This window comes from Agromyces sp. Y575 (assembly GCF_059445445.1).
Genome location: NZ_JCAIUI010000002.1, coordinates 985658 through 998848, shown reverse-complemented (window position 1 = coordinate 998848; position 13191 = coordinate 985658). Strand labels below are relative to the sequence as shown.

Genomic DNA, 13191 nt, shown 5'->3' with positions numbered 1-13191 from the left:
TTCCTGCACTGGAGGTCCAACGAAAGAGCGCCCGGAGATCGATCACTCCGGGCGCTCTTCCTGCCGTTGGGGGCTACTGTCGGCGGGATTCCGACGTCATTCTCCGCTCAAGCGATGGCATCGTCGTGACGGTCATGCGCGCGCGTATCCTGCAGCTCGGGCACGAGCCCGAAGTCAGTCAGAAGCTGACCCACCTCGGTCTTGTCGAAGCGGTGGACCAAGTGTCGCTCCGCGAATGCGGGTCCCGGGATGTGCAGTTCTTCTCCGTCGGCAAGGATCTTGGTGGCATGCAGGAGGAACCGAAGGTCGTATGTCGAGTTGTAGACCTCCGGCACGCCTCGCTCAACGTTCAGCAGCTGGTACGTCGCCTCCATCGCTGTGCGCACCGAGTACTCGGTGGTGAAGATGCAATCGCGCGTCGTTTCGGCGAACTGACCGATGAACGCGAAGTTCACGCTTCCCTCCGGCACGACGGCGGGGCGGTCGCCCGCCGTGCGCGGCATGAAGAATGAGGTCACATAGGGCATCATCACCGGCACGGTCTTGGCGCCGGTCGCGGCCAGCTCGGGGATCTCGTCGACGGGGACACCCATGTGGTACAGCCATTCCTGGGTGATCTCTTCGCCAGTGCAGTCCTGCATCGCCTTCTTGACGTAGGCGCCCGGCGTTTCGACGAACAAGCCGTACACCCACACCACGATCTCGGTGGGCTTCTGCGCCTTGAAGTGCGGCTGTCGGTTCACTGTCCAGCTCATCAGCCACGGCGAGTCCCGCACCGTGACGATGCCGCCCGTGACGACCTTTCCTGAGAACGGGTCGCGCTCGGCGATCTTCTCGATATACGCCGGGATACGGGCATCCAAAGTTGTGACGGTTGCCGACTCCCACTTCGTCTTGTCCACATCGCGGCAGAATACGTCAGGGCGACCAAAGTCGGGCGATTTCGCGGCGATCGTCTTCCACAGATCCCATGCCGGAGCCGGGCCCGTATTGAGCACGGCAGGTGTCTTGTGGTCGCCGTCATCCGAGTTCTCGGTGAGCGAGCCGATCGTGACCAGCGCCAGGTCGTTCTCGCTGAGATCGACACCGCCCACGATCCCCTTCTCTACCCAGTCGAGCCGCGTGGCCTGCTTGCGCCCGTCGCTGATATCGAACTGGACGTCGGTCACGGTGGTGTTGAACTGGAACGTGACGCCGCGCTCGAGGAGCCAGGTATACATCGGCAGAACGAAGGACTCGTACTGGTTGAATTTCGTGAACTTCAGGGAGGACATGTCGGGGAAGCCGCCGAGCTGGTGCACGAAGCGGTGCAAGTACAGCTTCATCTCGAGCGCGGAGTGCCATTCCTCGAACGCGAACATCGTGCGCCAGTACAGCCAGAAGTTGCTTTCAAGGAACTCCTTGGAGAAGACCTCGTCGATGCGCTTGCCTTCCATCTCCTCACGGGTGGCGAGGAACAACTTCACGATCTCCTTCTGCGCCTTCGAGCTGAGTCCGAACTTGAAGTTCGTGCCGGCGTCCTGCCCCTGCTTCTCGGTCACGCGACGCTTGGAGGAGTTCGGGTCATCCTTGTTCAGCCAGTAGAACTCGTCGAGCATGCTGCCGTCGACCTCAAGGGAGGGCACCGTCCGCAGGAGATCCCAGAGGCATTCCATGTGGTCTTCCAGCTCGCGTCCACCGCGGATCACGAACCCCTTCTCGGGGTACTTGATGCCGTCGAGCGCACCGCCGGGCAGGCTGAGCTCCTCGAGGATGGTGATCTTCTCACCCTTCATCTGACCGTCGCGGATCATGAAGATCGCGGCTGCCATGTTGCCCAACCCGGCACCGACCAGCCAGGCGGTCTTGTCGTCAACGCCCACAGGTTTACGGGGCCGGGCGAATGCCTCGTAGTTGCCGCTGCTGTAATGCATGGGTGGACCACCTATCCGATCGGTATGGCACTGAGTCGGAGCTGGACGAGAGCGTGTCCGCTCCGATCCATCCAGCGTATGAAGGGTTGTCCGGTCCACGGCGGGAAACGCAGCGAAATCCTCCTTGGCGTCACCCGGGGGTCACCCGGCTGGGAGAACAGGGAGACGTCCGTGCGGTTGACCTCCTCGCGTCGATCTCTACCTGGCGCAGTGGGTCGTTCTCTACCTGGCGCAGTAGGTGGAGCCGGCTCGCCATCCGGAACCCGTCAGGTCGACGGATGCGCGTTGGACAGGCTCGGCCGGTCGACGCGGACCATGCTCGACTTCACGAGCGTCAGAGGATGATGGATCCATGCCCGCCGCCCACCGTCCCGGTCTTCGGGTCGACTCAACACTCACGATCCCCGAGTCTGAGCTGTCGTGGCGGTTCTCGCGGTCATCCGGTCCCGGCGGGCAAGGTGTGAACACTGCCGACTCCCGAGCGGAACTCGTATGGGATGTGGCAGGCTCGGCCGTTCTCTCTCCGATCCAGCGGGAGCGACTCCTCGAGCGTCTGAGCAGTCGCGTTGTCGACGGAGTACTGACGATCACAGCATCCGAGCATCGCGCGCAATTGCGCAACAGGAATGCTGCGCGCGCTCGGCTGGCCACTGTCGTGGCCGACGCTCTGCGGCCGCCGTCACCGTCACGACGACCGACGAGACCGAGTCGCGGTGCCAAGGAACGGCGCTTGGAAGCGAAGAAGCGGCGCACCGACGTCAAGCGACTGCGTCGCCCACCTCACGACTGACCCCGGAGTGGTACTCCGGCCACCTCGACCAACACCTCGTATTGCGACCGCGTGCATGGCTGGCCGTCCATCGACGCACCGTCATCATCGCCTTTCGGGGTCGCGCAATGACGGGATGTGCAGGAGACTTGCGTCACCTGGACCGAGGAGGACAACCATGCCGGAACCGATCGAAGTGGGTCTCGTCTCGTACACGCTCTCCGCCGACACGTACGCGCGCATCGGCGCGGACTTCGACCCCGAGGCGGTCGACGACGCAATCCTCGCTCGACTGAACGAACTCGTGCCCCCCGGCGTGGTCGTGCACCGCAACGGCAAGGCGTTCGCCGACGCCGACATCGCCGACGTCGCCCGCGAGCTCGACTGGCAGCACCTCCTGTCGCAGATCGACGTCAACCAGATTCTCGCCGACCACAGCCGCTGAACAGAGCCCCGCGAGCCGGCCGCGGCGATCGCATGGCTGACGCGACGGAGCGAGCAGCACAGTGTCGGATGCCTCGTGCTGCATGTCGTCCCGCATGCGCCGACCCTGCTCCGCGCCGAAGGTGAGAGGCTTGACGGCGATCCGCGATCCAGGAGGAACATGTCGCACGTCGACCCGATCGATCTGGCCGACTGGCCGCGCCGCCAACACTACGAGCACTACCGCGATGCGGTGCCGTGCAGCTACAGCGTCACCACCGAGGTCGACGTGACGGCCCTGCGCACGGCGCTCCGAGCGGTCGGCCGCAAGACCTACCCTGCCCAGATCTACGCACTCGCGACGCTCGTGAACCGCTTCGCCGAGTTCCGCATGACCACGACCGACGGCGGCGGGCCGGGCACGTGGAGCGAGGTGCATCCGGCGTACACGGTGTTCAACGCCGAGCTCGAGACGTTCTCATGCGTCTGGACGCCCTACGACGGCGACTTCACCGTCTTCCACGACGCGGTGGTCGCCGACCTCGACCGATTCAGCACGGCCACCGGCCTGTTCCCGCAAGGCGACCTGCCGGCCAACATCTTCGACGTGTCGAGCATTCCGTGGCTCGGCTTCACGGGCTTCACGCTCGACATCACGGGCGGCAACGGACACTTGGCGCCGATCTTCACGATCGGGCGGTTCGTCGAACGCGACGGGTCGACGTTCATGCCGCTGGCGCTGCAGGTGCACCACGCGGCGGCCGACGGGTTCCATGCGGCGCGCTTCATGAACGAACTGCAGTCGATGGTCGACGACCCCAGCTGGGTCGGCCACTAGACGCGCCGGGCGAAGCGCCCTAAACTGCCGAAGCTGCGTCATTCGCGCGGCATGGGTCCGGTGCATCCGGTGAGGGAAGGAGTCGATCATGGCTGTCGTTGTCGTGAACCTCCACGTTCCTTTCACTTGCGAGGCCCCCTCCCGCTAAGAGCGGCCCGGTGGCCTCCGCGATCCACGGAGATCCACCTTGCACATCACCACGTCACTCGACGTTTCTGCCGTGCTGCGTTCGCACGCGGCATCCCACGACCTCACGACCCCGCGTTTCGACGCGGGCGACCTCGCGTTCCAGACCACGGAACCCGGCGAGGACCAACGCTGGTCGACCTGGCCGGCGACCACCCCTTCCGAGCGCGGCCCGGAGCCGCGACCCGATTGGCTCGTCACGGATGCCGCGGCGATCGACACCGAGCTCGGCGTCGTGAAGACTGGCAAGGAGGCCGACCTCAACCTCATCGAACGCGCCGTGCCGGGTGCGGAACCCGGCACGCCCGGCAGAAGCGTGCTGCTCGCCGCGAAGCGCTATCGGGGCAACGAGCACAGCGATTTCCACCGCTCGACGGTCTACACCGAGGGCCGCGGCACCCGCCGCAGTCGTGACGCGCGCGCCGTCGCGAAGGGATCGACGTTCGGCCGCGAGGTCGCGCGCGTGCAGTGGGCGTACGCCGAGTTCGAGGCGCTGAAGCGACTCACCGAGCTCGGGGCATCCGTGCCGTACCCGGTGCAGGTCGGCGGCACCGAAGTGCTCATGGAGTTCATCGGCGACGGCCGGGTCGCGGCCCCGCGGCTCGCGCAGGTGCGCGCGACCCCCGACGAACTGCGCGATCTGTTCCACCAGGTCGTGGAGTTCATGCGCACGCTCGCGCACTCGGGGCTCGCTCACGGCGACCTCTCGCCGTACAACCTACTCGTGCTGCACGGGCGGGTCGTCGCGATCGACCTGCCGCAGGTCGTCGACGTGGTCTCGAACCCGCAGGGGTTCGATCTACTGCACCGCGACTGCAAGAACGTCTGCGACTGGTTCACCCGGCAACGCCTCGAATGCGACGCAGAGCAGCTCTTCAGCGAGCTGATCGCCGAGGTCTACAGCTGAGACGGCGGATGTCGCGGCGCCCGCGACATCCGCCGGCCGCGACATCCGCCGGCCCAGACTGCCCGGCTCAGGGACAACCCTGAACTCAGGTCACGATTCGCCAACACCCATTGCGAATAGGAAGATATCTTCCTATTCTCTCGGTATGGAACTTCGAACCCAATCGATCACGGTGCTCGCTGCGGGCGCGCTCGCCCTCCTCCTGAGCGGATGCGGGGCGACCCCGCTCGAGAATTCCGGCTCGACCTCGACAGGCCCGGCCACGCCGGTCGCCTCCGAGACCGCCGAACCGACCGAGGCCGCGACCGACCCTGCCCAGTCGGCGACGAGCTGCGCGTCGGTGTTCACCGCCGACGAGTACGCGCAGCTCGCCGACGACGGTCTCGTGCTCGACGAAGACGATCCGTTCCTGCTCGGGCCCGTCATGGAGCGCATGGCAGACGAGGGCGGCCTCGTCTGCGTCTGGAGCAAGCCGAGCGGCGATGTCTCCGTCTGGTACGCGCGCCTCGACGTGGGCGACGCCGGAGACGCCTGGCTCACCGAGCTCCAAGCCGAAGGCTGGCTCGACGACACCGAACGTGGAGACGGCACCTACCTCGCACCCGCCGACTACGACTCGAACTACCAGCCCTCGGTGCAACTGAGCAACGGAGTGCTGCACTTCGCGAGCTACAATCAGCTGCTCGAATCGGTGCTCGAGCTGCAGTGACAGAGCGGCGCGGCGGATCCTGAGCGCTACACCCGGGCCGTCGCGTCGGCGACCGGCACGACACGTTGCGTCGTGTCGCGCGCCGCGGGCGTGAGCATCTCGGCGACGGCTGCCGGTTCGGCCGCGTACTTCACACGCAGCGCGTCGTCGATACGCAACTCGAGATCTGGGTCGCGCACCGCCTCGAGCGAAACAGCCTGCGACCCGACCGGGGAGCGGAAACCCACGCCTGCATTGCGGGTCGCGCGCAGGTACCACTTGGACTCCGGGCCGTACGCCGAGCGCACATAGATCGCGTCGTTGACAGCGACCGACCAGATCGGCGTCGAGAGACGGCGCCCGTCGCGGGTCTTCGTCTCGATGTGCACCGTGTCGGTGTCGCGGAGGTGGATGAACAGTGCTGCGTCGAGGCCCATGCCAAGGTGCAGCGCGAGGCGCCGACGAGGTATTCCGCCGACGTGCCGCATTTCCCGGCCGCGCGCCGCCGTTCACACGGCACCGCGCAGGCGATACAGTGCCCACGGGTCGATGCGGACCAGCGCGAGCCCGGAGACCTCCGGATGTCGCGGCTCCGCAGCATCCGCCACCCGCTGTTCACCTGAGAGAACGAGACTGCAGCCATGACCGATCCGACGCCTCCGCAGGGTTCACCCGAGACGCCGCGCAACTTCCCACCGTCGCATCTCACGCCGTCCGACGGAGCCGCCGCGACGATCGGCGTGGAGACCGCACAGGTCACGGCGGTCACCGAGGCCGGAGCGCGCAAGGGCCGTATTCTCGCGTGGGGGCTGTGGGACTGGGGCTCGGCGGCCTTCAACGCGGTCGTCACGACGTTCGTGTTCACGGTGTACCTCACGAGCGAATCATTCGGGCCGACGGGCACCGTCGAAGCGCAACTCGGGTGGGCACTCGCCATCGCTGGCCTTTTCATCGCCCTGCTCGCGCCGATCACCGGGCAGCGATCCGATACGAGCGGGCGGCGCAAGTTCTGGCTCGCGGTGAACACCTACGTCGTCGTCGCGATGACGCTCGCGATGTTCTTCGTACTGCCGGCGCCCGAATATCTGCTGCTCGGCCTCTTTCTGGTTGCAGCCGGCAACGTGTTCTTCGAGTTCGCGGGCGTCAACTACAACGCGATGCTCGTGCAGGTCTCGACCCCGCGCTCGATCGGCAAGGTCTCGGGCTTCGGCTGGGGCATGGGCTACGTCGGCGGCATCGTGCTGCTGCTCATCGTGTACTTCGGCTTCATCCAGCCCGAGGTGGGCCTCTTCGGCGTCACCGGCGAGAACGGCCTCGACGTGCGGGTCACGATGCTCGTCTCGGCGATCTGGTTCGGTCTCTTCGCCCTGCCGGTGCTCTTCGCGGTGCCCGAGTACCGCAACCCCGCCGCCGTCGACCGAGAGAAGATCGGCTTCTTCGCCTCGTACGCCCGCCTCGGCCGCGACATCAAGCGGCTCTGGAAGGAGCAGCGCAACACGGTGTGGTTCCTGCTCGCGAGCGCGGTGTTCCGCGACGGGCTTGCGGGAGTGTTCACGTTCGGCGGCGTGCTCGCGGCATCCGTCTTCGGGTTCTCGGCGGGCGAGGTCATCATCTTCGCGATCGCCGCGAACGTCGTCGCCGGCATCTCGACGATCGCGGTCGGCGCCCTCGACGACAAGCTCGGTGCGAAGCCCGTCATCGTGACGGCGCTCATCGGGCTCGTCGTCAGCGGCCTGCTCGTGTTCTTCCTGCACGACGGCGGTCAGATCGTGTTCTGGACCGCCGGTCTCGCGCTCTGCCTCTTCGTCGGCCCCGCGCAGTCGGCGAGCCGCACCTTCCTCGCGCGGCTCATCCCGGCGGGCCGCGAGGGCGAGGTCTTCGGCCTCTACGCGACGACCGGCCGTGCGGTGAGCTTCCTCGCACCGACGGCGTTCGCGCTCTTCGTCACGATCGGCGGCGAGCCGTACTTCGGCATCCTCGGCATCATCCTCGTGATCGCACTCGGGCTCGCGCTCCTGATTCCGGTGAAGGCGACGGCGCCGACCAAGTAGGGCTGACCGAGCGGATGCCCCGCGGCGGCCGGGCCGGGCCGTCGACTCACTTGCGGCCGTCGGAGCCCAGCCGCGTCTGCGCGCGCAGGCGCGCGACGATCTCGTCGAGCGTGCGGCTGACGATGCGGGGCATGTCGACGGCGTCGGGTTACAGGAGCCATTGCACCTGCAGGCCGTCCATGACGGCGATGAGCGCGGATGCCGAGTCGAGCAGCATCGCGACGAGCAGCCCCTCTTTGCTGCCGAAGTGGTGCAGCACGCCGGCGTGGGTCATGCCCGCCTGCTCGGCAACTTCGACGAGGGCGCCCTTGTTGTAGCCGCTGGCCGAATCGGTGGAGTGGAACCTCGAATCCGCCCGGGCCGTGATCACGGCGCGGGCGTCAAGTGGTCCGACGGAACTCAGTGGGTCGGTGGCGACCGATCGGGCACCTCAGTCGCGGGGCCACGCCTCGATGAAGCGTGAAAAGAGGCGCGAGAACTCGGCAGTCTCTTCGGGCGTGAATCCGGCGAGCGCGGTCTCCACAGCGCTGCGGCGCGTATCCCGTGCGCTCGCGAGCAGGTTGCGCCCGGCCCCCGTCAGCACGAGCGCGCTGCGCCGCGCGTCGGAGGCGTCCACCTCTCGGCGCACGTGACCCGCCTCGACGGCAGCCTGCACGAGCCGGCTCGCGCGCGGTTGATCGACGCCGATCGCGTCGGCGAGCTCGCTCACCGACAGGGGGTGCCCTGCGCCCTCGAGCGCGTCGAGCAGGCGGAAGCGCGCCGCATGCGCGAGCCCGTGCCGCGTCGGGCCACCCCGGCCGCCCCCGCCGCCAAGACCGCCCATGCCGCCGCGTGCGCCCCACTCGTCCGGCACACCGCGACCCCGCCGATGTCCGTGGCCCTCATGATCGCCGGGCTCGCCGGGCTCGTGCCCGCCTCGCCCGAAGTGCTCTGAGCGGCGCTGCAGGCGACGCCGCTCCTGGTCGCGGCGCATCGTGACGAGCGACTGCTCGATCAGGGTGATCGGGTCGCCCGAGGCGCCGGCCGCGGCATCCGACCCTGAATGTTCGCCGGGAGGGACTTGACTCGATGCGCTCATGTATGTCATTGTACATATACATGTAACGGAGCATGCAATAGACCAGGCGCGTGACACGGGCATGAGCGAGAGCCGCCCGTGCGCACCTGCCACAGCGGGCGAGCCTCCAGCGCCGCTCGCGACACCGATGCGCATCGCGCACGAAAGGAACACCCATGTCGAACAACGACAACATCACTCCAGACAGCAACACCAGTAACACGTCCATCCCGACGAGCCCGCGCCCACTCGGCTTCTGGCTCCGGGTCATCGAACGTCGTCTCGACGACGGAATGCGCGAACTCTTCGCGGCGGAGGGAATCACCCGCCGCGACTGGCGCCGCCTCAACCTCGTGGCCGGCACCGTCACCGATCCCCGCATGAGCGAGAAGCTCGCAGCGCGCCCCGAGCGCGTCGAGCCCCTCGTCGAGCGCGGCTGGGTCGAGGGCGAACCGGGCGCCTGGCGCCTCACCGAAGCCGGCGAGGCCGCACGTGCGTCACTGCACGAGCGAGTCTCCTCGCTGCGTGCGAAGGTCGCCGGCTCCGTCAGCCCCGAAGACTTCGCGACGACGCTCGCCTCACTCGAGGCGATCGCCCGCGAACTCGGCTGGAGGGAAGACGAGCGGATGCCGCGCCGCCACGGCCGCGGCTTCGGCCGCCGTCACTTCGGCGAGGGCTACGGCCACGGCCACCGCCACGGCGCGGGCCGCGGCGAGTGCGGCCACGGTGCCGCTCGCAGTGATGTGCACGTCCATGTGCACGTGCACGGTGACGCCGATCAGCACGGCGATCCGCGCCAGCACCCTGACCACGGCGCCCGTCGTGGCCGCACCGGGCACGGTCGCACCGGGCACGGGGCAGACCGCGCCTGATCGTCGCGGTAAGTGCGTCGATGCACCACGAGGGGTCCGCCAGCGGCGGGCCCCTCGTTCGTCGCGGCATCCGTGCGCAAGCGGGAAGCGCCGCAGCTACAGTGGGTGAACCCGCCGCCGGACCCGACCGGCGTCACTGGATCGCCGCGGCAGCGTCGCCACGGAGAAGGAGCCCCATGAGCGCGCTCACCCCGAGTCCTACGATCACGCCTGCACGAACGTCGGATCGACGGCTGCTGACGTGGATGTTCGTGATGAACGCCGCGATGCTCAGCTGCTACGCCGCGTTCATGGTGATCTTCATTCCCGATCAGGTGCAGCAGCTGGACCCGGCGAACAAGGTGGGCAACCTCGCCCTCGTGATGACGGCGTCCTCGATCGGCGCGATCATCGTCCACCCGCTGATCGGCGCATTCTCCGACCGCACCCGCAGCAGGTTCGGTCGGCGCGCACCGTGGATGGTCATCTCGGCGGCGACCGCTGCCGTCATGATGGTGCTGCTCTCGGGCGCGGCGAGCTTATGGTGGATCGGCGTGTACTGGGTGCTCGTCATGCTCGCCCTGAACGCGATCGGCACGGCTCAGGCGGCGATCGTGCCCGACCGAATCCCGAAGGAGCGGTTCGGCGCCGCCTCGGGAGTGCTCGCCATGGGCACGTTCCTCGGCATGGGCCTCGGCGTCGCGGGCGCCGGGTTCTTCGCGAACAGCATCGGCATCGGCTACGCCGTCTTCGGCGGGATGATCCTCGTCGTCACCCTGGCCTTCACGATCTTCAACCGCGACTTCTCGTCGCGTGACCTCGAGGTGGCGCCATTCAGCTGGAAGCTGTTCTTCGCGAGCTTCTGGGTGAACCCGAAGCAGCATTCGGACTTCTGGTGGGCATTCGCTGGCCGGTTTCTGATGATCCTCGCCTACCAGAGCGTGCAGTCATACCTGCTGTACATCCTGCGTGACTACATCGGCATCTCCGACGCCGAGTCCACCGCGCTCAGTACACCGCTCACCGCCGTGATGCTGGTCGGGGCCCTCGCCACGGCGTTCGTGACGGGCAAGCTCTCGGATCGCTCGGGGCGCCGGAAGGTGTTCGTCATCATCGCGTCGCTCATCATGGCGTGCTCCCTCGTGATCCCCCTGGTCTCCCCGACCATCGGCGGCATGTTCGCCCTCGCCGCCACCTTCGGGCTCGGCTACGGCATCTACCTGAGCGTCGATGCGGCCCTCATGACCGAGGTGCTGCCGGCCGCCGAGGCGGCGGGAAAGGACCTCGGCATCCTGAACATCGCCACGACGCTCCCCCAGGCCCTCACGCCGGTCGTGGTGTGGGCGCTCATCACCGCCACCGGCAGCTACACGTCGGTGTTCGTCGCCGGCATCGTGTTCGCCGGGCTCGGTGCGCTCTCGGTCATCCCCATCAGGCGCGTGCGATGACCGCACGTTCGATGACCGCTCGTGAGATCATCGCGCCGGTCGACCTCGTCCGGCCGAACGGACGCCTCGACCCGGCATCCGTCGGCTGGACTCGCCATCAGTTCCACGACACCGATCGAATCGGACGCGGATGGTATGGCTGGGGGCGCAACAAGCGATGGGAGTATTGGGGCATCGTGACCCCGACGCATGTCATCGCGCTCACGATCGCGGCGCTCGATTTCGCGAACGTGCGCCAGCTCTGGGTGCTCGATCGAACGAGCATGCAGACCATCGACGCCTTCGAGATCGGACCATTCAGTCGCGGCGTATCGCTGGCCGGAACCCACGGCGCGGGGCCGAACACCTCGCGGGGCAGACGCCTGTCGCTCCGGTTCGAGGAAATCGACGGCGGCACACGACTGCGCGCGGAGAGCGAGCGGGTGCAGGTGGACGTCGTCGCCGAGACTCGCCCGGGGCACGAGGCGATGGGCATCGCCTCGCCCCACAGTCGGCGGCTGGTCGACTACACCGTCAAAGACGTCGACCGGCCGACATCCGGCAGCCTCACGATCGACGGAGTGGTGCGCGATGTGCCTGCGGAGCACAGCTTCGCCGTGCTCGACCACGCCCGCTCCCGCGGCCCGTACCGCACCGACTGGAACTGGGGTGCCGCCGTCGGTGTGGCCGAAGGCCGCCGCATCGGCATCAACCTCGGCGGCGGCGGCCCGCAAGGCATCCGCAACGGACTCTCGCACACCGCATTCACCGTCGACGGCCGAGTGCACAAGATCCCGACGGCCCTGCGCTGGCAGTTCGACCCGTCTGATTGGATGCGGCCATGGCACATGTCGACCGACCGTGTGGAGCTCGAGTTCACCCCGTTCTACGACCGCTACGCGCGCACCGATCTGCTCGTCATCCGGTCGACGACCCACCAGTGCTTCGGCACATTCGCAGGGCGGGTGCAGACCGACGAGGGCGAATGGATCACGGTCGACGGCCTCGCCGGTTGGGCGGAAGACGTGCACAACCGCTGGTGACGTCGCGCTCGTCATGCGCATCGATCGAGCGCGCGTCGCCAGACGAGCACGAGTCGCCGCACGCGACGATAGGGTAGCCCGCTGTAGTGACCGTCGTGAGCTGGGCGCCGTCCCAGTGGCCGTGGAGACCGCGGTCTACTTCGTGATCAGCGAGGCCATCGCCAACGCCGTCAAGCACAGCAGCGCCGATCACGTCGACGTACGGCTCCGACGAGACGCCGACGAGTTGCGCGTCGAAGTCCGCGACGACGGTGTCGGCGGGGTCGACGAACGCCGAGGCACCGGCATCACCGGCATCCGATCGCGAGTGGCCGCACTCGACGGCGACGTGTCGATCGCAAGCCCGGACGGCGGGCCGACGACGATCGCGGTCGAGATCCCGTGCGGGTAGTCGTCGCCGAAGACAATGTGCTGCTCTCCGCTGGGCTCGAGTTGCTGCTCGACACCTACGGCTTCGAAGTGGCGGAGATCGCGAGCGACGGCCCGGCCTTCCTCGCTGCCGTCGAGGCGCACGACCCCGAGCTCGTGATCGTCGACGTGCGACTCCCGCCGACGTTTCGCGACGAGGGCGTGCTCGCCGCGCTCGAGGCACGACGCCGTCGACCGACCCTGCCGGTGCTCGTCCTCTCGCAGTACGTCGAGCGGCAGTACGCCGCCGAATTGCTCAGCGACGATCGGGGGCACGTCGGCTACCTCCTGAAGGACCGCATCAGCCGCGTACGCCAGTTCATCGATGCCCTGCACCGGATCGTTGCCGGGGGCACGGTCATCGATCCCGAGGTCGTCGCCCAATTGCTGGGGCCACGACCCCACGACCCGCTCGACCGACTGACGCCTCGCGAGACCGAGGTGCTCGCGGCGATGGCCGAGGGCGACGACAACACCCAGATCGCCGCTCGCCTCGTGGTCACCGAGAACGCCGTGCACAAGCACATCGGCAGCATCTTCGCCAAGGTCGGGCTCCCTCCGAGCGAGAGCGGCCACCGGCGCGTGCATGCCGTGCTGGCCTACCTCGCCGATCGCTGACGACTGCGGACC

General features: G+C 67.6%; 15 protein-coding genes. 11 read left to right on the top strand and 4 right to left on the bottom strand.

The window, feature by feature from the left end; all coding sequences use genetic code 11:
* Positions 1-107: 107 nt before the first annotated feature.
* Entirely contained in the window at positions 108-1913 is a 1806-nt protein-coding gene (locus AC1C2U_RS10780; RefSeq protein WP_495361981.1) for an oleate hydratase, read from the bottom strand.
* Between the two features lie 352 nt (positions 1914-2265).
* Between AC1C2U_RS10780 and arfB the strand changes: the two genes are divergently transcribed.
* The 5 genes from arfB to AC1C2U_RS10755 all read left to right on the top strand — a co-directional run bounded on the left by arfB (position 2266) and on the right by AC1C2U_RS10755 (position 5745).
* Entirely contained in the window at positions 2266-2703 is a 438-nt protein-coding gene (gene arfB / locus AC1C2U_RS10775) for an alternative ribosome rescue aminoacyl-tRNA hydrolase ArfB (RefSeq protein ID WP_495361729.1), read from the top strand.
* Positions 2704-2860: 157 nt separating this feature from the next.
* Complete coding sequence (locus AC1C2U_RS10770) at positions 2861-3127, top strand: hypothetical protein (RefSeq protein ID WP_495361728.1); 267 nt, start codon at positions 2861-2863, stop codon at positions 3125-3127.
* A 159-nt stretch (positions 3128-3286) separates the two neighbouring features.
* Complete coding sequence (catA, locus tag AC1C2U_RS10765; protein WP_495361727.1) at positions 3287-3943, top strand: type A chloramphenicol O-acetyltransferase; 657 nt, start codon at positions 3287-3289, stop codon at positions 3941-3943.
* A 187-nt stretch (positions 3944-4130) separates the two neighbouring features.
* On the top strand, positions 4131-5036 hold the full coding sequence (locus tag AC1C2U_RS10760) for a serine protein kinase RIO (RefSeq protein WP_495361726.1): 906 nt from the start codon (positions 4131-4133) through the stop codon (positions 5034-5036).
* A 145-nt stretch (positions 5037-5181) separates the two neighbouring features.
* Positions 5182-5745 carry a hypothetical protein gene (locus AC1C2U_RS10755; protein WP_495361725.1) on the top strand — a complete coding sequence of 188 codons (564 nt, stop codon included), beginning with the start codon at positions 5182-5184 and terminating at the stop codon, positions 5743-5745.
* Between the two features lie 26 nt (positions 5746-5771).
* Here the strand turns inward: AC1C2U_RS10755 and AC1C2U_RS10750 are convergent, their stop codons facing one another.
* Positions 5772-6161: a DUF2255 family protein gene (locus AC1C2U_RS10750; RefSeq protein WP_495361724.1), complete on the bottom strand. Its 390-nt coding sequence runs from the start codon at positions 6159-6161 to the stop codon at positions 5772-5774.
* A gap of 204 nt (positions 6162-6365) precedes the next feature.
* On the opposite strand from AC1C2U_RS10750, the gene AC1C2U_RS10745 reads away from it, so the two are divergent.
* Complete coding sequence (locus AC1C2U_RS10745) at positions 6366-7775, top strand: MFS transporter (protein WP_495361723.1); 1410 nt, start codon at positions 6366-6368, stop codon at positions 7773-7775.
* Between the two features lie 148 nt (positions 7776-7923).
* Here the strand turns inward: AC1C2U_RS10745 and AC1C2U_RS10740 are convergent, their stop codons facing one another.
* Together AC1C2U_RS10740 and AC1C2U_RS10735 are read right to left on the bottom strand one after the other, a co-directional pair.
* A complete protein-coding gene (locus AC1C2U_RS10740) occupies positions 7924-8145 on the bottom strand; it encodes a TetR/AcrR family transcriptional regulator (RefSeq protein WP_495361722.1) in 222 nt (73 codons plus the stop codon).
* Between the two features lie 60 nt (positions 8146-8205).
* A complete protein-coding gene (locus tag AC1C2U_RS10735; protein ID WP_495361721.1) occupies positions 8206-8853 on the bottom strand; it encodes a MarR family winged helix-turn-helix transcriptional regulator in 648 nt (215 codons plus the stop codon).
* Positions 8854-9008: 155 nt separating this feature from the next.
* Between AC1C2U_RS10735 and AC1C2U_RS10730 the strand changes: the two genes are divergently transcribed.
* From AC1C2U_RS10730 to AC1C2U_RS10710, 5 genes are all read left to right on the top strand, one after another.
* Positions 9009-9704, top strand: a complete 696-nt coding sequence (locus AC1C2U_RS10730; protein WP_495361720.1) for a MarR family winged helix-turn-helix transcriptional regulator — start codon at positions 9009-9011, stop codon at positions 9702-9704.
* Between the two features lie 176 nt (positions 9705-9880).
* A complete protein-coding gene (locus AC1C2U_RS10725; protein ID WP_495361719.1) occupies positions 9881-11131 on the top strand; it encodes an MFS transporter in 1251 nt (416 codons plus the stop codon).
* Positions 11128-12153: a DUF2804 domain-containing protein gene (locus AC1C2U_RS10720; RefSeq protein ID WP_495361718.1), complete on the top strand. Its 1026-nt coding sequence runs from the start codon at positions 11128-11130 to the stop codon at positions 12151-12153. The genes AC1C2U_RS10725 and AC1C2U_RS10720 overlap by 4 nt, the downstream gene beginning before the upstream one ends.
* A 115-nt stretch (positions 12154-12268) precedes the next feature.
* Complete coding sequence (locus tag AC1C2U_RS10715) at positions 12269-12544, top strand: sensor histidine kinase (RefSeq protein ID WP_495361717.1); 276 nt, start codon at positions 12269-12271, stop codon at positions 12542-12544.
* Positions 12535-13179, top strand: coding sequence for a response regulator (locus AC1C2U_RS10710; RefSeq protein ID WP_495361716.1), 645 nt, complete (start codon positions 12535-12537; stop codon positions 13177-13179). The genes AC1C2U_RS10715 and AC1C2U_RS10710 overlap by 10 nt, the downstream gene beginning before the upstream one ends.
* The last annotated feature ends 12 nt before the right edge of the window (positions 13180-13191 follow it).